Raw genomic sequence first — 21,199 nt, forward strand, 5'->3', positions numbered from 1 at the left:
GCCCGCCGGTGTGGCGCTTTCGACGACCGCGAGCCGCACCTCCGACCGGGCGCGACGCCGTTGCCCGCTCGGCCGTACGCGAGAACACGAAGAGTGACACCATCGAGTAGAGAGTGCCCGATCAGTGGCGCGTGTCCCCTTGTCAGCCCAGACAATCGGCTCGTGGAAGCGGAGGTGGCGTCGGCGTTGTGGCAGGTCGAGGCCGCCTTCGTCGCCCATCAGGCCCGCGACGTCCTGGAGAGCCTCACGCCCCGCCAGGGACCCGTGGTGCTGGCGGAGGCCGATCCGCTGGCGCTCGCCCTCGGGCTCGGCGAGACCATCGGTGCCCCCGACGACGTCCGCGCGCTCACCCCGTGGTTGCTCCGGGCGGTGGTCAGCGACGACCGCGTCGACCTGCACTCGGTGCTCTCCCGCATCGCGACGTTCTGGAACGGGTGGACGACCTCCGAGCGGGCCGCGGTGCGGGACTTCGTCGACACGCTGTGGGTCGCCCTCCTCGACCGCCATCCCGGCCCGGTGGCCGTGCTGCCCGTCGCCACCGCCGCGTCGTTCCTCGACGACGCCTCCGGCCTCGGTGACGGCGCGGGCCGCCTGCTCGGCATCTGGGAGTACAAGGACACCGCGAGCGCCGACCACCACCTCGCCGAGCTCGTCATCGACGCCCACTACGGCGCCCGGGTGGACCCGGAGGTCCTCGGGTGGGCGCGGGCCCGGCCGCAGCGCGACCGCCTGGAGCGCGCCGCGGCCCGCGACCGGCCCGAGCCGTGGGCCGGTGACCTCGGCGCCGCCATCGACCTCCTCGCCGCCCCGCCGAACTGACTCCTGCCGCACCCGACGGCCGCGCGCACGACGGCGACCCGGCCGGCCGGCGTGACAGGGTGGAGCGGTGTCGGACGGTGGCGCGGTGGAGTCGTCCTGGTCCGGTGACCGCCTCGTCGGCGAACTGGTGCGCCGCGGCATCGGTGGCACCGGACCGTGGCACTCCGCGCGGCGCGTGGCCGAGGACCACCTCGCGGACGCGGACGGAGAGGTCGAGACCGCGGTCCGACGCCTCATCGGGACCCACGTGCGCCTGGCGGCGAGCTCCGGGCTGCTGACCAGCCTTGGCGGGGCCGCGACCATGGTCGTCACCGCCCCCGCCGGCGTCACCGGCCTCTACCTGGTGTGCACGCGCCTGGCCGCCGCGATCGCGACGGCGCGCGGGCACGACCCCGCCGACCCGGTGGTCCGCACCGCCGTCCTGCTGTGCGTGCTCGGCGCGGACGGGTCCGAGCTGGCCGAGCGCACCGGGATCGACCTGCAGGAGGTCTCCCTGCTGGCCGGCCTCCGGCGGCTCCCGACCGAGGTGCGCGAGCAGCTGGACCGCCGTATCGGATTCCGGCTCACCAGTCGGGCGGGCCGCCGGGGCGTGCTGAACCTGACCAAGCTCATCCCGCTCGTCGCCGGTCCCATCGGGGCGGGCGCCGACGGGATCGCCGCCCGGTCCGTCGGGACCTACGCGGACGTGACCTTCTGGGCGCGTCGCACCCCTGCCCCCTTCGAGTGATCCTCGGTGCGTCGTGGTGCGGATGATGCGCGTGTGGGTGCCATCGTCGCTCACGGGTGACGGTGAGCGGAGGACACACGATGGGGTCGCGGTGGTCGACATCCGGGACGGCGCGGGACGGGCGTGGTGGTCCCGGCGGTCCGGGCCGACCCGACCGCGGGCGGCGTCCCCGTCGCCGGCGACTGCTCCTCGGTCTCGGCGTGCTCGTGCTGGCGGCGGCGCTCGCCCCGGCCGCTCTCGCGGGCCCCGAGGACGCCGAGGCCCCGGACCAGGCCCGCGCGGTGACCGCGCTGCCTGCCGCGACGCTGCCCCCGGCCGACGCGTCCGGTGGGTCGATCAGCGCGCTCTCGCTGACCCCGCAGGCCCGCGACGGCGACGGGACCCAGGTCGCGCGCTCGTCGGGCCCGCTGCAGCTCGTGGCGGTCACCTGGACCGGGGCCACGCCGGACACCGTCGCGCTGCGCTCCACCGACGCCGCCGGGCGCTGGGGGACGTGGCTGCCGCTGGACTCGAACGCCGGTGAGCGCGACGGCACGCCCGCCCGCGCCGCCGCGGGCGGCGGGACCGACCCGGTCTGGGTGGGCGACCGCACCCAGGTCGAGGTGCGCGCCACGCGGGCAGGCCGACCGGTGAGCCAGGGGCTGGCCGTCCAGCGCATCGACCCCGGGACCTCGGGGAACGACTCCGCGATCGGCGCCCGCGCCCGGGAGCGCGACTCGACCGGCCGGGCAGGCGCGCCGCCTGCCCCGGCCTACGTCACCCGCGCGCAGTGGGGCGCGGACCCCAAGCTCATGACCTGGCCGCCCGAGTACGCCGCGACCACGCGGGCGGTGACCATCCACCACACCGCCGAGTCGAACGACTACACGCCCGAGCAGTCCGCGGCCATCGTGCGGGGCATCTACGCCTATCACGCGACGAAGAACGGCTGGGGCGACATCGGTTACAACGCCCTGGTCGACAAGTACGGGACGATCTTCGAGGGCCGTGCGGGCGGCATGGACCGGCCGGTCGTCGCGGCCCACGCCGGTGGCTTCAACCAGGAGACCTTCGGCATCGCGATGCTGGGCACGCTCACCGACACCCCGCCCACCCCCGCGGAGCTGACCTCGGTGGAGCGGCTGGCGGCCTGGAAGCTCGGCGGCATGTACCGGGACCCCGCGCAGCGGATCACCCTGACCTCCGCGGGCGGCGGGACCTCGAAGTTCGCCAAGGGACAGACCGCGAACGTCGACGCGCTGTTCGCCCACCGCGACGTCGGCAACACCGAGTGCCCCGGCAACGCCGGCTACGCCGCGATGGACACCATCCGCGGCGAGACCGCCAAGCTGATCGCGGCGGCGGGCACCGACGTCCGGTCGGCCTGGGCGGAGCATCCCGACCTCGGTCAGCCCGACCGGGTCGAGCAGCCGACCGCGGACGGCCGCGCACGGTTCACCGACTTCTCCCACGGCTCGATCTACTACTCGCAGGCCACCGGCGCCCACGAGGTGTCCGGGCCGGTCCTCGACACCTGGCGGGCACGTGGCGCGGAGCGCTCGTCGCTCGGGCTGCCGACGGGGGACGAGCGCACCGTCGACGGCGGACGTGCGCAGGAGTTCGAGCACGGGGTCCTGCGCGTCGACGGGGCCACGGGCGCCGTCTCCGGGTGACCTGCGAGCGGACGAGCGCGAAGCGCGGGAGCATGACCCCGTGGACGGAGAGCCCCAGGGGCGAGACGACACGCGCCCGGCCGGGGTGGCGGACGCACTCGGGCGCCTGGAGGAGCTGATCGCGTCCGGCGACCCGCCGCTGGACGCCGCTGCACTGCAGATCGCCCGGCTCGCGACGCCGGACGCGGACGCCGACGTCGACGCCGCGCTCGCCGAGCTCGACCGGCTCGCGGAGGGGATCACCGATGTCGACGAGCTCGTCGTGCGGCTCTACACCGAGGAAGGATTCGCCGGGGACCGCGAGGACTACTACGACCCGCGGAACTCCTCGCTGGTCGAGGTGCTCGCCCGCCGGCGCGGCATCCCGATCACCCTCGCGGTGGTCGTGCTCGAGGTGGGCCGCCGGGCGGGGCTCGAGCTGGAACCGGTCGGGATGCCGGGGCATTTCCTGGTCCACCCGCGGGACTCCGGGTGGTATCTCGACCCCTTCACCGGCGACCTGCTCGACCTCGACGAGTGCGAGGCGCTCTTCCGCGCCGCGACCGGCGTCGGCCGCGAGGTGGCCTTCCACCCCGCCCTGCTCTCCCCGGTGTCGGTGCAGGCCGTGCTCGTGCGGATGCTCACCAACCTGCGGGTGATCCACCGCGCGGCGGGCCGGGTCCCGGAGCTGCGCTGGGTGCTCGAGGCCCGGCTGCTGCTCTCCGGCGTGGCGGCCGACGAGGTCGTGGAGCTGGCGGCGACGCGGGGCCGCCGCGGGGACTACCTGGGCGCGGCGCGGCTGCTCGACGGCTGGGCCGAGCGGCTCCCCCGCGAGGTCGCCCGCCTGACGCGCCACGCCCGCGCGTGGCGTGCCCACCTCAATTAGGTGCGCTCACGAGCCGTCAGGCACCCACGACCCGTGGGAGCCCGCGGGCGCCCCGCGCGGCGGGGTCCCGGCCGTGATCAGGAATCTGCGTCGAGGCCTCGCTCGATCGCGTACCGGGTGAGCTCCACCCGGTTGGCGAGCTGCAGCTTCCGCAGCACGTTCTGGACGTGGTTCTCGACGGTGCGATGGGAGAGCCCCAGCCGGTCGGCGATCCGCCGCGCGGTCAGGCCCTTCGCGACGTAGCGGAGCACCTCGGTCTCGCGCGCGGTGAGCTCGGGCCCGCCCGACTCCGAGGTCCGTCCCTCCCGCTCGCGGCGCCGGAACTCCCCGAGCACCAGCCCGGCGAGCTCCGGCCCGAACACGGCCTGGCCCGCGGCGGTCCGCTCCACCGCGTCGACGAGCTCCGAGACCTGGGCGGACTTGACGAGGTACCCGGCGGCCCCGGCACGCACCGCGCCCAGCACGTCGCCCTGCTCGGCGCTCGCCGAGAGCACCAACACCCGGGTCTCCGGCAGCACCTCGAGGATCGCCGCCGTCGCGCCCGCGCCGTCGAGGTGCGGCATCTGCAGGTCCATGACCACGACGTCCGGCCGGACCGCCGGGGCGATCCGGATCGCGGCGGCCCCGTCGGCGGCGGTCGCCACCACGTCGAGTCCCCGCTCGCCGAGGTCGCGCGCCACGCCCTCGCGCCACATCGGGTGGTCGTCGACCACCATGACCCGCACCGTCACCGCGTCCCCCTCCGTCCGCACCGCGGGACCCGCAGCTCCCACTCCACCCCGTCGCCCGGCGCCGTCGTCAGCTCGGCCGTGCCGCCCAGTTCGGTCACCCGGCCGCGGATCGACGAGGCGACCCCGAGGTGGCCCTCGGCCACCGCTTCCTCCAGCCGCGCGGACGGGATGCCCGGCCCGTCGTCGCGCACGCTGATCGTCACCGCGTCGGGGTCGTCCTCGAGCAGGACCCACAGCCCGGCGTCCGGACCGGCGTGGGCGTCCGCGTTCGCCGCGGCCTCGCGCACCACCGCGACCACCGACCGCGCGAGCCCACCCGGCACGCACACCGGGTCGGGCGGCACCGCGAGCACCGCACGGGCGGGCAGGACGGCGCCGAGCGCCGCGCCGAGGTCGACCGGCTCGTCGTCGGGGCCGTCGAGCCCGATCGGGCCGCGGGTGATCAGCCGACGCAGCGAGACCTCCTGCTCGGCGGCCGCGCCGACGAGCTCCGGGTCGCCCAGCTCCGGCCCCCGGCGGCGGACCAGCGCGAGAATCTGCAGCACGCCGTCGTGGATGTCGCGCGCGAGCCGGTCCCGCTCCGCCGCGGCCGCCTCGGTCGCGATGGCCTCCTGCAGCCGCTGCGCGGACCGTCGCATCGCCACCGACGCGAACCCGACGGCGACCCCGGCCACCAGCAGGAGCTGGGCGTCGGAGAGCAGCGCGGCGTCGAGCGCGCGGCGGGTGACCCACAGGGCGCCCACCGAGACCGCCACGGCCCCGATCGCCGGGCGGATCCCGAAGGCCAGCGCGATCGCGAGCACCGCCCCCGCCGACCACACCGTCGTGATCACCGCACCGCCCGCGGCGATCCGGGCCGGGTCGGCGACGAGGAGGGTGCTGGTCGTGGCGAGCACCGTCACGCCGAGGTCGACGGGGGCGAGCCGGTCCGCGCCGCGCAGGTAGGCCACGCTCGTGACCAGTGTCCAGACGGCCATGAGCGCGAGGACGGCGATCCCGAGCGCGGGCCGCGCGTAGAGCCCGACGTCGCGCACGACGTTCACGGCGGCGTAGACGAGGGCCACCACCCGGAAGACGACGAGCCCGCGCCACAGCGGCAGCAGGGCCGCGTGCACGTCGACCGTCGCCCCCCGACGCCCACGGCGTGCCGGAGACGCGACGTCGGAGGGGTCCGGGGTGCTCATCGGACCTCCGCAGGCCGCGTCATCGATCGGGGGGTCGGGGAGTCCCTGATGCGGGTGGGACCGATCCCACCCGGGATCCGGCCGGCGCCAGCATGCCCCACGGATGTGACGTCGACCATGAATTCGACCACCCCGCCCCCATGACACGCCGTCACCGGTAGCGGGATGGGGTGACGGCCCCATTACCGTAGAGCGCGCCCGGATGGCGGGGTGGGGTCCGGTGAACGGGTGCGGACCCTGGCCGGGACGGCGACGAGGAGGACCGGGTGAGCAGCTGGGTGATGGCGGTCGAGGTGACGCCGTCGGAGCTGGTTGCGGTGGACGTGGACCGTGCCACCGGCGGGGGGACCTTGCGGGCGCGACGCGTTCCGCTGGCGATCGAGGTGGACGGGGCGGCCGCTGCGGACCCGGTCGACGTGCTGGCCGACGCCTTCGCGCGCGTCGTCGAGGCCTCGCCCGGCCCGTCGCGTGACGGCGCGCTCGAGGAGCGCCCCGCGCGCCTCGTGATCGCCACTCCGCCGGACACCGAGCGCCGCCGGTTCGAGGAGATCGCGGAGGCGACGGCGCTGGTCGGGCTACCGGCACCCGCCTGGCTCCCCGCGCCGGTCGCCCTGGTCGGCGACCGCATCTCGGCCGAGGTCGAGGTCGGCGGCCAGAGTGTCGTCCTCGACACCCGCGACGGCGGGCTGACCGCCTGGCCGGTGCGGCGCACCGCGTCGGGAGCCGAGATCGGGTCGCGCGGCCCCGTCGCGACCGGCACCCGCCTCGATCAGCTCCTGCTCGGCGTCGTCCGGGCCCAGCTGAGCTCGCTCGACCCGGATGCCGCGGCGGGCGACGGCCCCAGCCCCGGGTCCCGGACGCCGGGCGTGGCGCGCGACCTGCGCGGCGAGGCGGCCCGGCTGCGCCGGGAGATCCGGCGCGCCCGCACCCAGCTCGCGAGCGGGGAGGTGGAGGAGGCCCGGGTGGCGGCCGAGGACCTCGAGGTCGTGCTGGAGCGCGCCGTCTTCGACCAGCTCGTCGAGCACGCCCTGCGCGAGACGCTCGGCGAGATCACCGACGGGCCCGACGAGCTCCGGGAGCCGGTCGTGCACGTCCTCGGTGACCGCGCGACCCCGCTGGCGCGCCGGCTCGCGGACCTTGTCGCCGGCCCGGACCGCGCCTCGGGCGCCCTGGTGCTGCCCGACACGTCCCACGACGGCGTGCTCGGCCTGGCCGCGCTCCTGGTGCCCGCCCGCCCCCGTGCCGCTCGCGCGGCCTCCGGGGCCCAGGCCATCCGGGCCGCCCGTACGGTGGGCAGCCCGCCCACGCCGGTCGGTGCTCCCGCCGTCGGGGTGGGTGGCGGGCCGGGAGGGCCCGGGGCCGGTGGTGCCGGCGACGGCCTCGGTCCCGACGTCGGACCCAGTACCCCCGAGGACGGCCTCCCGCTCCTGGAGGGACACGCCGGGGACCACCCGGACGCCGCGATTCCCGCGGCCCGGCTGCCCTCCACCCCGGTCCAGGCGCAGCGCCGGGGACCGGTGGCGCCCGACGACCACGAGCCCGGCCCGGCGGCCGCGAACGGCCACCACGACGCGGCGCCCGACCCCCGCGCCGCCGACCACCTGGTGCTCGCTGGCGCCGTGCCGCACGAGGCCCGCCCCGCGACCGACACCCCGCCCGGCGGCCGGGCCCCGGCCGGGGCGAGCGGAGCGACGGGGAGTGTGGCCGGGGCGAGCGGAGCGACGGGGAATGCGGCCGGGGCGAGCGGAGCGACGGGGAGTGTGGCCGCGCGACCCGAGAGCTACCCGGACGCCTCGCCGCGGCCGTCGGACGGTGAACCGTCCCGCTCGGCCGTGCGCGGTCGGCGCGGGCCGGACACCGCCCCGCAGCCCGTCCCCGAGGCCGACCCGCGCGCGGGCCGGGCCCCACGGGGAGCGGTCCCGCTGCTCGCCGTCCTGGTGGTGCTCGCCGTGCTGGCCGCGGTCGGCGTGCTGCTCGTCGGCCCGGACCAGATCGGCACCGCGTTCGCGGGGCTCGGCGCGGGCACGGGCCTGCTGCCGCTCGACCTGTGGACCCTCAGTCGGTGACCGCCTCCACGTAGGCCTCCGCGTCCTTGTCGGCGAAGTCGAGCCCGGCCGCGCCCGCGTGCTCGGACTTGAACTGCTCGAACTTCGCGCCCAGCTCCTGGCGGAGGGCGAGCGACGTCGCGCGGCGGAACGGCGCGAGGTCGTCGCTCTCCTCCTCGGACATGTGGTGGTTGTTGGCGTGGTCGGTCTCGTCGATGGCCTGCCACCACGCGTCGCTGCCGACCTCGGCGTCGAACGCCTTGCGCGCGCCGGCACGGATGTCGTCGTGGTCGCCGATCGCGTCCTCGGTCGCGGACGCGTCGCTGTCGTCCGCGCGGCGCGCCATCGAGGGGTAGAAGTGCTCCTCCTCGGCCGAGGCGTGCACCTCGAGGTACCGGGCGACCTCGTCCCAGAGCTCGGCGGCCTCGTCGAGCTGGTCCCGGTCGTCGCGCAGGTCTGCGAGGCGAAGGAACCGACGGCGGAACCAGTCGTGGTCGTCGAGGATCATCTCGGTGATGTCCGCGGACATGCGGGTCCTCCCGGGGTCACTGCGTGTGGTGGTCTCCCGGTCCTACCCGGCCCCGTGGCCGGGCAACCGGCCGCGCGCGTCAGGAGCGCTGGACCTCCCCGGACGGGTCGACGAACCACACCTCGGCCCGTGCCCGCCGCAGCGCCTCGGTGTCGTCGTCGGCGAGCGCGCGGTAGCGACGGGTGTCCGGCAGGGCGATGACCACCCGGCCGCGCGGGTGCGCCCGCCGCCGCTGCGAGGCCGCGCGTGCGGCGGCGCGGAACCAGTCCCCGGCGAGCGTCGTCGGGTGGCTGCGCGCACCGTCCGGGGGCCAGCCGGTGACCTCGACGTGCACGTCGTCGCCGTGGACGGAGGCGACGAGGTCGTGGGCCGGGCCCGTGGCGGTCGCCGCGTGGATGGTGCCGCCGTGGCGGGTGATCCAGTCCGCGACGGCCGCGGCCACGTTCTGCGTCCGTGACCAGCCCTGGAGCACGTCCCGGGTGGGCACGACGACCTCGTCGCTCGGATCCGGGACCCGCCGCAGCGCGGCACGCTCGGCCATCCGCTCACGCAGCGCCGTCCGCGCGTTCGCTGCCGGGGCGAAGGGCAGGAAGCGCAGCAGCGGCTCGTCGGGGTCGTCGCCGTCGCGCTCGGAGCGGCGCATGCTCGCCACGTCGTCGGACGGGGCCTTCGGTCGGCGACGCGGACGGCGGGACCGGACCCCAGTGCCGTTCCCGTTCCCGTTCCCGTTTCCGTTCGCCGGTGCCGGCTGTGGGGCCTCGTCCGTGTCCGCGGCCGCCGCGAGGGGCACGTCAGGCGGCTCCGGGGGATGCTCGGCCTGCGTGGTGTCCCCCTCGACGGGGGTGAGGTCGGGCGTCGGGCCCGTGAGCCGGGTGCGGATCGGGGCGTCCCGCGACCGGGCGCTGCGCTCGACGAGGCCGGCCTTCGCGAGCTTGCGGCACTGGTAGTTGAACGACTTCGGGTCGACGTCGGGATACCGGTCGACGAGGGCCGCGGCGAGACCGTTGTCGGTGAGGCCCTCCGGTGCGGTGACGAGGGCCCGGACGATGTCCTCCTGGACGGGGGACAGCCCCGAGGTCGACGCCCGGCCGCCCGCGAGGGGTACGTCAGACAGCTCGGGGGACCGATCGAGCTGCGTGGTGTGCCCCTCGTGAGCCTCCGGCGCCTGGGCCTCCGAGACCTGAGCCTCCGAGACCTGCCCCTCCGAGACCTGAGCCTCCGACGCCTGTCCCTCCAGGGGCGGATCGGCGTCGGTCTCCGGGGGCTCGACCGCCACGCCGGCCACCAGTCGCGTCCGGACGGGCCGGGTCCCGACGCGCTCGACCATCCCCGCGGCCGCCAACTTCCGGCACTGGTGGTTGGCGGCCTTGGCGTTCAGGGCCGGGTGTCGGTCGGCCAGAGCCAGGGCGAGTTCCCCGTCGGAAAGACCGTCCGGAGTTTCCATCAGCAACCGGATGATGTCCTCCCGCGACCCTGCGGCCGACTCGGGGATCGGGAGCGCCATGACCGCTCTCCTCCGTGACTCTGCGTCCGACCGGGGGACCTGCCCGTGTGACGGCGCGCGCGATGAGATGCGTGACCTTTCTGTGATCCGTATGGTAACGGGGCATGCTGGCACTGACGGAGACGGCGGCCGAGGCGATCTCCAACATCCTCGAGACCAACGAGATGCCCGAAGGCTCCGGTCTGCGGATCGCCGCCACGCCGAACATGGCCGAAGAGGGCCTCGAGCTCTCCGTCGCGCCCAACCCCGCCGCGGACGACACCGTGCTCGAGGGCGGCGGCGCGGTGATCTTCCTGGAGCCCATGGCGGCCTCGGCGCTCGACGACAAGGTCCTCGACGTCGAGAAGATCCCGGAGACCGAGGCGGAGGGCTCGGGCGACGAGTACCGCTTCGCGATCACGCCGCAGTCGGAGCTGCAGACCTGAGCCGGACCCCGATGTCAGGAAAGTCGCGTTCCGGACGCCCAGTGTCCGCAACGCGACTTTCCTGACGTGGCTCCCGTCAGGCCTGCACGGCCTCCACGGGTCCGCCGACCCGCGTGACCAGCTCGCCGTCCTCCGACGGCACCAGCTCCACGTCCCGTACGCGTCCGGCCGCCTGCACGTCGCCCAGCACCACCCGTAGTGCGTCGAGCCGGTCCGGTGCGGCGAACACCGAGAGCGTCTCGACCTCCGTGCGGATCGAGAGCTTCTGGTCCGACTTGCCCTTGCGGATTCCGGAGATCACCTCCGAGGCGATGTCGAGCACCCCCTCGTCGACCCCGACCGCGGTGTCGTCCCCGCCGGCGCGGAGCTCGTCCGCGGTCGGCCAGGCGGCGCGGTGCACCGTCCCGCCCTGCCACCACGACCAGACCTCCTCGGTCACGAACGGCAGCACCGGGGCGAACAGCCGCTGCAGCACCCGCAGTGCCACCGCCAGGGCCGCGCGGGCGGAGTCGCGCCCGGCGTCGTCGAACTCGCCGTAGGCCCGCGACTTGACCAGCTCGAGGTAGTCGTCGCAGAAGAACCAGAAGAACTGCTCGGTCACCTCGAGGGCGACGGCGTAGTCGAACCGCTCCAGCGCTGCCGTCGCCTTCTCGACGACGCCCGCGAGACGGGCGAGCAGTGCCCGGTCGATCGGCGCGGTGATGGCGGAAACGACCGGCTCGACCGATCCGTCTCCCGTCGCTGCGCTCGCCCCGGAGCCATCCCCCGTCGCTGCGCTCGCCCCGGATCCATCCCCCGTCGCTGCGCTCGCCCCCTCCGCGACACCCACACCCAGGATGAACTTCGAGGCGTTGAGCAGCTTCATCGCGAGCCGCCTGCCGACCTTCATCTGCCCGCGGTCGAACGCGGTGTCGACGCCCGGCCGCCCGTTCGCGGCCCAGTAGCGGACCGCGTCGGACCCGAACTCCTCGAGCAGCCCCATCGGGGTGACGACGTTGCCCTTGGACTTCGACATCTTCTTGCGGTCCGGGTCCAGGATCCAGCCCGAGAGCGCGGCGTGCGCCCACGGCAGCTGGCCGAACTCGAGCGAGCTGCGCACGACCGTGGAGAAGAGCCAGGTCCGGATGATGTCGTGCGCCTGCGGGCGCAGGTCCATCGGGAAGACCCGGGCGAACAGGTCGTCGTCCACCGACCACTTGCCGGCGATCTGCGGGGTCAGTGACGACGTGGCCCACGTGTCGAGGACGTCCGGGTCACCGGTGAAGCCCCCCGGCTGGTCGCGCCGGTCGGCGGTGTAACCCGGCGGGACGTCCGTCGACGGGTCGATCGGCAGGGTCTCGTCCCCAGGCGTGAGGACCTCGGTGGGCAGCACCTCGCCGTCGGCGTCGAGCGCGTACCAGACCGGGATCGGCACGCCGAAGAAGCGCTGTCGGCTGACCAGCCAGTCACCGTTGAGTCCGCGGACCCAGTCGGCGTACCGGTGGCGCATGTAGTCCGGGTGCCAGACCAGCTCGTCGCCGCGGCGCAGCATCGCGTCGCGCATCTCGGCGTCCCGACCGCCGTTGCGGATGTACCACTGGCGGCTGGAGACGATCTCGAGCGGCTTGTCGCCCTTCTCGAAGAACTTCACCGGGCGGGTGACCGGCCGGACGTCGCCGACCAGCTCGCCGGTCTCGGAGAGCATCGCGACGATGCGCTCCTTCGCGGTGTGGACGGTCGACCCGGCCAGTTCGGCGTACCGCTCGCGACCCGGCTCGGAGGTGATCCACTCCGGGGTCTCGCGCAGCAGCCTGCCGTCGCGCGTGATGACGGTGCGGTTGGGCAGATCCAGCTCGCGCCACCACTGCACATCGGTGAGGTCACCGAAGGTGCAGCACATCGCGATGCCCGCGCCGCGGTCCATCTCGGCGGCCGGGTGCGCGAGCACCGGGACCTCGACGTCGAACAGCGGCGAGCGCACGGTGGTGCCGAAGTGCGGCTGGTAGCGCTCGTCGTCGGGGTGGGCGATCAGCGCGACGCAGGCCGGGATCAGCTCCGGGCGGGTGGTCTCGATGTAGACCTCGGCGCCGTCGGGGCCCGCGGCCGGGTCCGCGTGATACGCGATCCGGTGCCAGGCGCCGCTGTGCTCGCGGTCCTCGAGCTCGGCCTGCGCGACCGCGGTGCGGAACGTGACGTCCCACAGCGTCGGCGCCATCGACACGTAGGCCTCGCCGCGGTCCAGGTTGCGCAGGAACGTGCGCTGGCTGATCGCGCGGGCCGTCCCGTCGATGGTCTGGTACGTGTGCGACCAGTCGACCGAGAGGCCGCCCCGGCGCCAGAGCGCCTCGAAGGCCTTCTCGTCCTCGGCGGTCAGCGTCTCGCAGAGCTCGACGAAGTTGCGCCGCGAGATCGCGATCTGCGCCTTGCCGGGCTTCTCGGGCGGGGCGAAGTCCGGGTCGTAGGGCAGGCTCGGCTCGCAGCGCACGCCGTAGAAGTTCTGGACGCGCCGCTCGGTCGGCAGGCCGTTGTCGTCCCACCCCATCGGGTAGAAGACCTGCTTGCCCCGCATGCGCCAGAAGCGCGCGACGACGTCGGTGTGCGTGTAGCTGAAGACGTGCCCGACGTGCAGCGAGCCGGAGACCGTCGGCGGCGGGGTGTCGACGGAGAAGACCTCGCCGCGCTCGGCCGACCGGTCGAACGCGTAGGTCCCCTGCTCCTCCCATACGGCCGCCCAGCGCTCCTCGAGGCCGTCGAGTGTCGGCTTCTCGGGCACCTGCGGCAGGGCCGGCGCTGCCGGGGAGGAGGGGGACTGCGTCATGTCACCAGAGTTTACCGAGGGCCCTCGATGCCTTTCCGCAGCGGACGGACCTGATCGGGGCGAGCTGCTGCGCCGTGCGGGTGGATCTCGTAACACCGGGGTCCGTTTCGAGGACAGAGTGGACGAAGCCGCGCACACGGCGGCCTGGGTGCGTCTGTTCGGGGGAAGCTATGACCGTCTCGTCTCCGTCGGCGCCGGAATCCTCCGGCGCCCGCGAACCGCGCCACCGCTCCGGCGTCGGCCGGGCCACGACCGGTGCTCCCCACGACGCCGCCCCGTCCGGTCCGCTCCCCGCGCCGCGCCGTGCCGGTGGGCGACACCGCGCCCCGGACGCGGCCCCGCCGTCCGGGAGCTTCGCGGCGGTCCCCGCGCCGCGGGACGCCGGGCCCGGCGAGGGCGCGGGCCACACGCACGGTCCCGGGCCGGGGTTCCGGCCACTCCCACCGTCCCCGACCGGCACGTCCTCGATCGGCGTGCCCCTCGGCGCCGTCCCGACCCAGCGCCGGGCGGCCGAGCCGCGGCGCAGGCCCGCGCCCGTGAGCCCGGATGCGGTGCCCGACGAGGACGCGGTGACGGCTCCGGTTCGTCTCGACGCCCTGGACCGGGCCGCGGCGTGCGGTCCGGGCGGGCAGGCCACCGAGGACCCGGCCGGCGCGCCCTCGCTGCGACCCCTGGCCGTGCAGCGCCCCGAGGCGATGGCCTCGCCGTATCGCCCGGAGCCACGCCACGCGGCGCCGTCGCGGCCCTCCCCGGAGCGGCGGGCAGACCTCCCGTGGGCGACGCCGCCGGTCGACCTGGCCTCGACCCGCCTCGGCCTGGTCGCGCTCGTGACCGGTGTGCTCGGCGTGCTCGTCGGGCTGGCTCCGTGGTCGGGGCTGCTGCCCCGCGTGCTCCCGCAGTCGGCGCTCGGCGCGATCCCGGTGTTCAACCTCGTCGGTGCGCTTCTCGGGGTCGCCGGACTCGGTCTCGGGGCGGTCGCGATGTTCCGGGCGACGGAAACGTCACGCGGCCTGCTCGTCGGGGTGCTCGGTGCCTGCGTGGGGGCCGCGGCCGTGGTCGTGGGCCTCGTCGGCTGACGGGCCGTGTGAACGCCTGTCGCGGCCATACGCGCTCCCACGGCCGCCTTGTCGTTCGGAATCACCACGACAGGGCCGCCGGTGAACCCCGGAAGGCCGCGACAAGGCGAGGCCGACCGCCCGCGGCCTCACAACCCTGAGACCCGCAGCCAGTCCCGCAGCACGGCCGGGTCCCCGAGGACCTCGACCGCCCCGAGGTCGTCGGCCGGGGCGTCCGGCGCGCGTCGGTTGGTCAGCACCGCGAACAGCGCCGCGGCGGGACCCCGCACCGCGACGTCGGCCCGCACGTGCCCGTGGGTGACCGAGACCCCGGACGCCGCCCGGGTCACCAGCCACTCGCAGGAGGTCTCGTCGGTCGCGTGGACGTGGATCGTCTCACCCGACCCCGCGAGGTCGGCCCGCCGCGCCCCGAACGTCTCCAGCAGCGAGAACGACTCCGCGATCCCGTCCGCCGCCAGCTCCGGCCCCACCCCGACCCACGGCCGGGTGCCCGCTGTGGCTTCGGCGTCGTAGCGGTGCACGACCGTCTCGTGCAGCATCCGCCGCGCCCACCACGACACCGGCGCCGGCCCGAGGAACCCCGCCACCCGACGATCCGGCCCGGCGTCGGTCATCGCCGAGACCAGCTCGGCGGCGCCGGCGAGCAGCCACGTCGCGACCTCGTCGCGGGCACCGGGCGGTTCCGGGTCCGCCACCTCGTGATGGGCGACCAGTTCGTCCCCGCCCCGGGAGATCGTCTCCGCCACGCGGCGGTGCACCCGGCCGAGGTGGCGGGCGAGATCGCGCAGCGACCAGTCCGGGCAGGTCGGTACCGGCGTCCCCAGGTCGACCGATCCCGCGCTCGTCGCGTCGGCGAACGCGGTGACCTGCAGCAGCAGCTCGTCGGCGACGGAACCCAGCGGCACGACGGGGAGCTCGGACATCGACTGAGCGTGCCCGAGTCTCAGGCCCGGGGCGCCACCAGGTCGACGACGAGCTCGCCGTCGTCGTCGGTCGCGGTGTAGGCCGCGACGTCCGCGACGTCGCCGCCCGAGGTGCAGGCGCCGTCGGCGAGCCGGAACTGGTGGTTGTGGAGCGGGCACATGACCAGCTCCGCGTCCACGAGCCCGTCCGCCAGCGGGCCGCCGCGGTGCGGGCAGACCGCGCGCAGCGCGAACAGCCCGCCGGAGCGCGGGCGGAACACCGCCACCGGCTCGTCCCCGACGAGGAACGCGCGCCCCTCGCCGACCGGGATCTGCTCGACGGGCCCGAGACGGACGGACACCGCCCCGCCGGACGCAGTCACGCCCCGGCCCCGGTCCGTGCCGCGCCCGACGACGACCGCACCGGCACCTGCGGCAGCGGGATCAGCGGGAGCGCGTCGTGGAACTGGCCGGGTGTGGCCTCGGACTGGTCGGCCGCCCACGGGTCGACGTAGGCGTCGACCGTCTCCTGCATCCGCATATCGAGATCCCCACAGATTCCCTCGACATCGTCGACGATCACAGCGATGAGGTGGTCCAGCCCCACGCGCGGGACGAAGTCGTAGGTGCGCTCGAGCCAGTTGGCGTTCTCCCGGTAGTACTGCAGGAAGCGCCCGGTGATCCGGACGGCCTCGTCGTGGGAGTCCACCGTGGCGAGGACGTCGCCCTTGCGGATCGTCGCCCCGGCTGCCCCGCCGACGTAGATCTGCCACTGGTCGCCCTCGATGGCCACCAGCCCGACGTCCTTGACCATCGACTCGGCGCAGTTGCGGGGGCACCCGGAGACGGCCAGCTTCATCTTCGCCGGCCCCTCCACGCCCTTGTACCGCTCCTCGAGGTCGATCCCGAGCCGGGTGGAGTCGCCGAGCCCGAAGCGGCAGAAGTCGGTCCCGACGCACGTCTTCACGGTGCGGAAGCTCTTGCCGTAGGCCCACCCCGAGGGCATGTCGAGGTCGGCCCACACCTCCTGCAGCTTCTCCTTGGGCACGCCGAGCAGGTCGATGCGCTGGCCCCCGGTCAGCTTGACCATCGGGATCTCGTGCTTCTCGGCGACGTCGGCGATGCGCCGCAACTGGTCCGGCGACGTCACCCCGCCGGACATCCGGGGCACCACGGAGAACGTGCCGTCGCGCTGGATGTTCGCGTGCACCCGGTCGTTGATGAACCGGCCGTCGCGCTCGTCGACGTAGTCGTCCGGCCACATCATCCGCAGCAGCGCGGTGAGCCCCATCTTCGAGGCGACGTGGTCGCGACCCTCCGGGGCGAGGGCCTCGAAGACCGCCGAGACGCTGCGCAGCTCCTGCTCCCGGATGGCCGCCATCAGCGTCGGCTTGTCCATCGGGATGCCCGGCACGTAGTAGTCCTCGGCCGGGTCCGCGGTGCCCGCCCCGCCCAGGGCGCCCTCGACGATCTCCGTGACGAGGCCCTTGCACGAGCCGCAGCCCTTGCCGGCGCGGGTCGCGTTCATCACCGCGGAGACCGACTCGCAGCCCCCGCCGACGCACCCGACGAGATCGCCCTTCGAGACGCCGTTGCAGTTGCAGATCTGGGTGTCGTCGGGCAGGTCGGCCGCGGCGGAGGAGTCGTCGGCGGACCCGAGGTCGAACAGCAGCTTGACCCGCTCCTCGGGCAGCGCCGAGCGGGAGTCGAAGGCCTGGGTCAGCGCGGCCACCTTGGAGACGTCGCCGACCAGCGTCGCCCCGATGAGGGTCCCCTCCCGGATCACGACGGTCTGGTAGACGCCGCGGCCGGTCTCCGAGAACCGGACGAACTCGTCGGAGTCGCGCTCCGGGGTCTGCACCCCCATCTGCGCGACGTCGACGCCCGCCACTTTCAGCTTCGTGGCCAGCCGCGAGCCGTGGTACTCGGCGTCGGGGTTCGCGCCGGTGACGATGTCGGCGAGCACGGCCGCCTGCTCCCACAGCGGCCCCACCACCCCGTAGACCTCGCCGCGGTGCTGGGCGCACTCGCCGACCACGAAGATGTCGTCGTCGTCGACCGAGCGCATCTTGTCGTCGACGACGACGGCCCGTTGCGTCTCGAGCCCGGACACCATGGCAAGCCCGATGTTGGGCCGGATGCCGGCGGTGACCACGACGGTGTCGCACGCGAGGGTCGAGTCGTCGGTGAACCGCACCCCGGACACGGTTCCCCGCTCGGTGAGGATCTCCGCCGTCTTCACGCCCAGGTGCATGTGCATGCCCCGGTGCTCGAGCTTCGCGCGCAGGACCTTCGACGCCTCGGCCTCGAGCTGCTGGTTCATCAGCACCTCGGTGGGGTGCACGACGTGCACCGCGAGGCCGTGCGCCTGCAGCCCGGCCGCCGCTTCCAGCCCGAGCAGGCCGCCGCCGATGACGACGGCGGTCCGCCTGCCCTTGACGTGACGCAGCATCCCGGTCGCGTCGGAGAGGCTGCGGAAGCCGAAGACGCCCGGGGTGAGCTCGGTGTCGCTGGCCCACATGCCGTCCATGGGCGGGAAGAACGAGCGGCTGCCGGTGGCCAGGACCAAGGTGTCGTACGGCGCCACCGAGCCGTCGTCGCCGTAGACGACCTTGGAGTGCCGGTCGATGCGCACGACGCGGACGCCGGCGTGCAGCGTGACGCCGTTGTCGTCGTACCAGTCCACCGGGTTGAGGAAGAGCTCGTCGTCGGCCTCCTCGTCGGCCACCGCTGCGTCTACGGCCGCGTTGACCAGCACCTCGGAGAGCAGGATCCGGTTGTAGTTGCCGTACGGCTCGTCCCCGAAGACCGTGATGGCGAACTGCTCGCCGCCGCCGCGCGTGAGGATCTCCTCGAGGGCACGTGCCCCGGACATGCCGTTCCCGACGACGACGAGGCGTGCGCGGTCGTCGTCGGCGTTCCCGGCGGAGGCGGGCCGCGTCTCGACCGCCGTCATCAGACCTCCACCAGGCCGCAGTCGACGACGAGTGTCCCGGTCGCCCCGGCGGGCGCGGAGTAGTGCAGTTCGACGGTGCTCCCGGCCAGCAGGTCCTCGACCACCCGCAGCGAGACGTGCATGTCCGCCTTCGCGCCGACCGGCAGCCAGCGGGCGGGTGCACCGTCGAAGACCAGCACGAGGGTGGCCAGCTCGTCCGCGGAGTTGCCCGCGCGGACGTAGAGCACCTGACCGGTGACGCCCTCGGGCACGGTGTAGGTCAGCGACGGGTGCAGCAGCGCCGGCTTGTCCAGGCCCTGCCCCTCGAACGCGAACGCGCCCTGCAGGAACCGTGGCGTGGTCATCATGGGGTGGAGTCCTCTCCAGCCGTGTGGTGGTCGGTCGGGGGAGCGGGCGCGGCGGTCACCGACACCGCGCAGATCTTGAACTCGGGCATCCGGGAGGCCGGGTCGAGCGCGGGGTTGGTCAGGGCGTTGACCGTCTGGTCGCCCGACCAGTGGAAGGGCGCGAACACCGTGTCCGGACGGATCGTGGTCGCGAGCCGGGCCCGCAGCCGGGCGGTCCCACGGCGGCTGCGCAGCACGACGTCGGCGCCGTCGGCGATCCCGAGCCGCGCCGCGAGGTCGGGATGGATCTCCACGAGGGGCTCGGGCTCCGCGTCGAGCAGCGCCTTCGTCCGGCGGGTCTGCGTGCCGGACTGGTAGTGCGCGCGGGACCGGCCGGTGGTCAGCCGGTACGGGTACTCGTCGTCGGGCTCCTCGGCGGCCGCCCGGTGGTGCACGACGTGGAAGTGCGCGCGTCCGTCCACGGTGGCGAACCGCTCGCGGAACAGGCGGGGCGTGCCCGAGTGCTCGGGCTCGCCGTCCGGGGTGGCCGGGCAGGGCCAGAACACCCCGCGCTCGGCCTCGATCCGCGCGTAGGAGATGCCCGCGTAGTCCGCCTTGCCGCCCGACGAGGCCCGGCGCAGCTCGTCGAAGACGGTCTCGGGGTCGTCGGAGAAGAACTCCCCGCGCCCCAGACGTCCCGCCAGGTCCGCGAGCACCGCCAGGTCGGAGCGGACGCCGTCGGGTGCCTGTGCGGCCTTCCTCCTGCGCAGCACCCGGCCCTCGAGGTTGGTCATCGTCCCCTCCTCCTCGGCCCACTGGGCGCAGGGCAGGACGACGTCGGCGAGCTCGGCGGTCTCGGAGAGGAAGAGATCGGAGACGGCGAGGAAGTCGGTCTCCGCGAGCCGCTCCCGCACGTGGTCGGCCCGCGGCGCGCTGACCGCGATGTTGGAGGCCATCACCAGCAGCGCCCGCACCCCGCCGTCGGTCCCGAGCCGGTCGAGCATCTCGTAGGCGGACGCCCCGGGCTGCGGGAGCTCGTCGGGGTCGACGCCCCAGACCCCCGCGACGTGGGCGCGCGCGGCCGGGTCGGCGAGCATCCGGTAGCCGGGCAGCTGGTCGGCCTTCTGGCCGTGCTCGCGCCCGCCCTGTCCGTTGCCCTGCCCGGTGACCGTCGCCCAGCCCGAGTACGGCCTGCCCGGCAGCCCGAGCGCGAGCGCGAGGTTGATCCAGGCCAGCGCGGTGTCCGAGCCCTTCGCGTGCTGCTCGGCGCCGCGCGCCGAGAGGATCATCGTGGCGCGGGACTCGGCGAGCATCCGCACCGCCCGCTCCATGACGCGCACCGGCACCCCGGTGATCCGCTCCACGCGGTCGGGCCAGTACTGCCGGGCCGCCCGGCGCACGGGGTCCCACCCGGTGGTCCGGTCCGCGACGTAGGCGGTGTCGACCAGCCGGTGCTTGATCGCCAGGTGCAGGAGCCCGTTCGCCAGGGCGAGGTCGGTCCCGGGCACCGGCTGCAGGTGCACGTCGGACGCGGCGGCGGTCGCCGTGTAGCGGGGGTCGACGACGAGGTGCCGCGCGCCGCGCTCGCGTCCGGCGGTGAACCAGCGCATCGCGGGCGGCATGGTGTCGGCGGGATTGGAGCCGACGAGCATCACGGTGTCGGCGCGGGCGATGTCGGCGAGCGGGAACGGCATCCCGCGGTCGATCCCGAACGCCTTGTTCGCCGCCGCGGCGGCGCTCGACATGCAGAAGCGCCCGTTGTAGTCGACCGACGCGCTGCGCAGCGCGACCCGGACGAACTTCCCGGCCTGGTAGGCCTTCTCGTTGGTCAGGCCCCCGCCGCCGAACAGTCCCGCGGCGTCGCGTCCGAACCGCTCCTGGGCGACCGTGAAGCCGGCGACGACGCGGTCGAGGGCCTCGTCCCAGGTCGCCTCGCGGAACGGTTCGTTCCGCGCGTCGCGCACCAGGGGCGACGTGAGGCGGTCGGGGTGCGCGAGCAGCTCCGCCGCGCTGAGGCCCTTCTCGCAGAGCCCGCCGCGGTTGGTCGGGAAGTTCGCGCCCTCCACCGCGAAGCCGCCGCCCTCGGTCTCGGCGCGCGGGGTCACCGTCATGCCGCACTGCAGGGAGCAGTACGGGCAGTGCGTGGCGACCGGGCCGGTCGGCGCGCTGACGAGGGGAAGGGACACGGCGCCCACGCTCCGTGGGACCTGTTTCCGGGAGGTGACACGGGCGCTACAGCTGGACGAGGCACCGTGAGCAGCACGTGCCGGGACCCCGGCGGCGGACCTCTGGCTCGCCCGGCGCCGCACCGGGAGTGATGTAGGTCTCGTTCCGCTGGTCGCCGCCGAGATCGTGCGGCGCGCGTCACCTCGATCGTTCAGCCTGATCGGGCGAGGCGTGGATCACATCCCGGGCGTCGAGCGGGGTCTAACCTCCGCCGGACGGCTGCGGTGGGATCCAGCAGCAGTAGGAGACCTTCCGCTCCGGCCGGACGTGAGTGTCCAGCGCCCGGGGGAGCGGCACGGCCTGACGAGAGGTGGGCGCGACGGTGCGCATCGGTGTCCCCCGGGAGACCCGGGAACGTGAGACGCGGGTGGCGGCCACGCCGACCTCGGTGTCGGCGTTGACGAAGCTCGGCTGGTCGGTGACCGTCGAGACCGG

Annotated in this window: 17 protein-coding genes and 1 pseudogene; 8 read left to right on the forward strand and 10 right to left on the reverse strand. The window is 74.7% G+C overall.

Annotation, left to right across the window (positions count from 1 at the left end):
- The first annotated feature begins 162 nt into the window (after positions 1-162).
- The 4 genes from VGI02_RS03655 (at position 163) to VGI02_RS03670 (ending at position 4,063) form a co-directional block, all read left to right on the forward strand.
- Complete coding sequence (locus VGI02_RS03655; protein ID WP_331625898.1) at positions 163-819, forward strand: hypothetical protein; 657 nt, start codon at positions 163-165, stop codon at positions 817-819.
- A 67-nt stretch (positions 820-886) separates the two neighbouring features.
- On the forward strand, positions 887-1,546 hold the full coding sequence (locus VGI02_RS03660; RefSeq protein WP_331625899.1) for a hypothetical protein: 660 nt from the start codon (positions 887-889) through the stop codon (positions 1,544-1,546).
- 200 nt (positions 1,547-1,746) lie between these two features.
- Positions 1,747-3,198, forward strand: coding sequence for an N-acetylmuramoyl-L-alanine amidase (locus VGI02_RS03665; protein WP_331625900.1), 1,452 nt, complete (start codon positions 1,747-1,749; stop codon positions 3,196-3,198).
- 40 nt (positions 3,199-3,238) lie between these two features.
- Positions 3,239-4,063 (forward strand): transglutaminase family protein, encoded by an 825-nt coding sequence (locus VGI02_RS03670; protein WP_331625901.1) that lies wholly within the window; start codon positions 3,239-3,241, stop codon positions 4,061-4,063.
- A gap of 77 nt (positions 4,064-4,140) precedes the next feature.
- Here the strand turns inward: VGI02_RS03670 and VGI02_RS03675 are convergent, their stop codons facing one another.
- Positions 4,141-4,794 (reverse strand): response regulator, encoded by a 654-nt coding sequence (locus VGI02_RS03675; RefSeq protein ID WP_331625902.1) that lies wholly within the window; start codon positions 4,792-4,794, stop codon positions 4,141-4,143.
- Positions 4,791-5,978, reverse strand: a complete 1,188-nt coding sequence (gene macS, locus VGI02_RS03680) for a MacS family sensor histidine kinase (protein ID WP_331625903.1) — start codon at positions 5,976-5,978, stop codon at positions 4,791-4,793. Before macS ends, VGI02_RS03675 begins: the two co-directional genes overlap by 4 nt.
- Positions 5,979-6,244: 266 nt before the next feature.
- Here macS and VGI02_RS03685 point away from each other — a divergent pair, with 266 nt between their 5' ends.
- A complete protein-coding gene (locus VGI02_RS03685) occupies positions 6,245-8,044 on the forward strand; it encodes a hypothetical protein (RefSeq protein ID WP_331625904.1) in 1,800 nt (599 codons plus the stop codon).
- On the opposite strand, the gene VGI02_RS03690 is transcribed toward VGI02_RS03685, so the two are convergent.
- Both VGI02_RS03690 and VGI02_RS03695 read right to left on the reverse strand, forming a co-directional pair.
- Positions 8,034-8,552 carry a hemerythrin domain-containing protein gene (locus VGI02_RS03690; RefSeq protein WP_331625905.1) on the reverse strand — a complete coding sequence of 173 codons (519 nt, stop codon included), beginning with the start codon at positions 8,550-8,552 and terminating at the stop codon, positions 8,034-8,036. The two genes, VGI02_RS03685 and VGI02_RS03690, sit on opposite strands and share 11 nt — an antisense overlap.
- A gap of 79 nt (positions 8,553-8,631) precedes the next feature.
- Entirely contained in the window at positions 8,632-10,056 is a 1,425-nt protein-coding gene (locus VGI02_RS03695) for a hypothetical protein (RefSeq protein ID WP_331625906.1), read from the reverse strand.
- 104 nt (positions 10,057-10,160) lie between these two features.
- Here VGI02_RS03695 and VGI02_RS03700 point away from each other — a divergent pair, with 104 nt between their 5' ends.
- On the forward strand, positions 10,161-10,481 hold the full coding sequence (locus VGI02_RS03700; protein WP_331625907.1) for an adhesin: 321 nt from the start codon (positions 10,161-10,163) through the stop codon (positions 10,479-10,481).
- A 76-nt stretch (positions 10,482-10,557) separates the two neighbouring features.
- On the opposite strand, the gene valS is transcribed toward VGI02_RS03700, so the two are convergent.
- Entirely contained in the window at positions 10,558-13,278 is a 2,721-nt protein-coding gene (gene valS, locus VGI02_RS03705) for a valine--tRNA ligase (protein ID WP_331625908.1), read from the reverse strand.
- A gap of 170 nt (positions 13,279-13,448) precedes the next feature.
- On the opposite strand from valS, the gene VGI02_RS03710 reads away from it, so the two are divergent.
- Positions 13,449-14,354, forward strand: coding sequence for a hypothetical protein (locus VGI02_RS03710; protein ID WP_331625909.1), 906 nt, complete (start codon positions 13,449-13,451; stop codon positions 14,352-14,354).
- A gap of 128 nt (positions 14,355-14,482) precedes the next feature.
- Here VGI02_RS03710 and VGI02_RS03715 read toward each other — a convergent pair whose 3' ends face one another.
- Genes VGI02_RS03715 through VGI02_RS03735 form a run of 5 tightly spaced genes read right to left on the reverse strand, consistent with a single transcriptional unit; the run spans position 14,483 to position 20,724 of the window.
- The gene (locus VGI02_RS03715; protein ID WP_331625910.1) at positions 14,483-15,277 is read right to left on the reverse strand and encodes a maleylpyruvate isomerase family mycothiol-dependent enzyme; all 795 of its coding nucleotides are present in this window, start codon (positions 15,275-15,277) and stop codon (positions 14,483-14,485) included.
- Between the two features lie 20 nt (positions 15,278-15,297).
- On the reverse strand, positions 15,298-15,639 hold the full coding sequence (locus tag VGI02_RS03720; RefSeq protein ID WP_331625911.1) for a Rieske (2Fe-2S) protein: 342 nt from the start codon (positions 15,637-15,639) through the stop codon (positions 15,298-15,300).
- A complete protein-coding gene (gene nirB / locus VGI02_RS03725; RefSeq protein WP_331625912.1) occupies positions 15,636-18,212 on the reverse strand; it encodes a nitrite reductase large subunit NirB in 2,577 nt (858 codons plus the stop codon). The genes VGI02_RS03720 and nirB overlap by 4 nt, the downstream gene beginning before the upstream one ends.
- Positions 18,212-18,559 carry a molybdopterin oxidoreductase gene (locus VGI02_RS03730; RefSeq protein WP_331625913.1) on the reverse strand — a complete coding sequence of 116 codons (348 nt, stop codon included), beginning with the start codon at positions 18,557-18,559 and terminating at the stop codon, positions 18,212-18,214. Before VGI02_RS03730 ends, nirB begins: the two co-directional genes overlap by 1 nt.
- Positions 18,556-20,724 (reverse strand): molybdopterin oxidoreductase family protein, encoded by a 2,169-nt coding sequence (locus VGI02_RS03735; protein WP_331625915.1) that lies wholly within the window; start codon positions 20,722-20,724, stop codon positions 18,556-18,558. Before VGI02_RS03735 ends, VGI02_RS03730 begins: the two co-directional genes overlap by 4 nt.
- Before the next feature lie 362 nt (positions 20,725-21,086).
- On the opposite strand from VGI02_RS03735, the pseudogene VGI02_RS03740 reads away from it, so the two are divergent.
- Positions 21,087-21,199 (forward strand): annotated as a pseudogene (locus tag VGI02_RS03740) (alanine dehydrogenase); the annotation flags it as partial.

The organism is Actinomycetospora sp. (genome assembly GCF_036497245.1).
Classification (GTDB): Bacteria; Actinomycetota; Actinomycetes; order Mycobacteriales; family Pseudonocardiaceae; genus Actinomycetospora.

Excerpts from the sequence above, each read along its gene's own strand:
- VGI02_RS03700 (WP_331625907.1), top strand. The coding sequence starts at position 10,161 with ATGCTGGCACTGACGGAGACGGCGGCCGAGGCGATCTCCAACATCCTC.
- VGI02_RS03730 (WP_331625913.1), bottom strand. The coding sequence starts at position 18,559 with ATGATGACCACGCCACGGTTCCTGCAGGGCGCGTTCGCGTTCGAGGGG.
- nirB (WP_331625912.1), bottom strand. The coding sequence starts at position 18,212 with ATGACGGCGGTCGAGACGCGGCCCGCCTCCGCCGGGAACGCCGACGAC.
- VGI02_RS03710 (WP_331625909.1), top strand. The coding sequence starts at position 13,449 with ATGACCGTCTCGTCTCCGTCGGCGCCGGAATCCTCCGGCGCCCGCGAA.
- VGI02_RS03715 (WP_331625910.1), bottom strand. The coding sequence starts at position 15,277 with ATGTCCGAGCTCCCCGTCGTGCCGCTGGGTTCCGTCGCCGACGAGCTG.
- VGI02_RS03690 (WP_331625905.1), bottom strand. The coding sequence starts at position 8,552 with ATGTCCGCGGACATCACCGAGATGATCCTCGACGACCACGACTGGTTC.
- macS (WP_331625903.1), bottom strand. The coding sequence starts at position 5,978 with ATGAGCACCCCGGACCCCTCCGACGTCGCGTCTCCGGCACGCCGTGGG.
- VGI02_RS03695 (WP_331625906.1), bottom strand. The coding sequence starts at position 10,056 with ATGGCGCTCCCGATCCCCGAGTCGGCCGCAGGGTCGCGGGAGGACATC.
- valS (WP_331625908.1), bottom strand. The coding sequence starts at position 13,278 with ATGACGCAGTCCCCCTCCTCCCCGGCAGCGCCGGCCCTGCCGCAGGTG.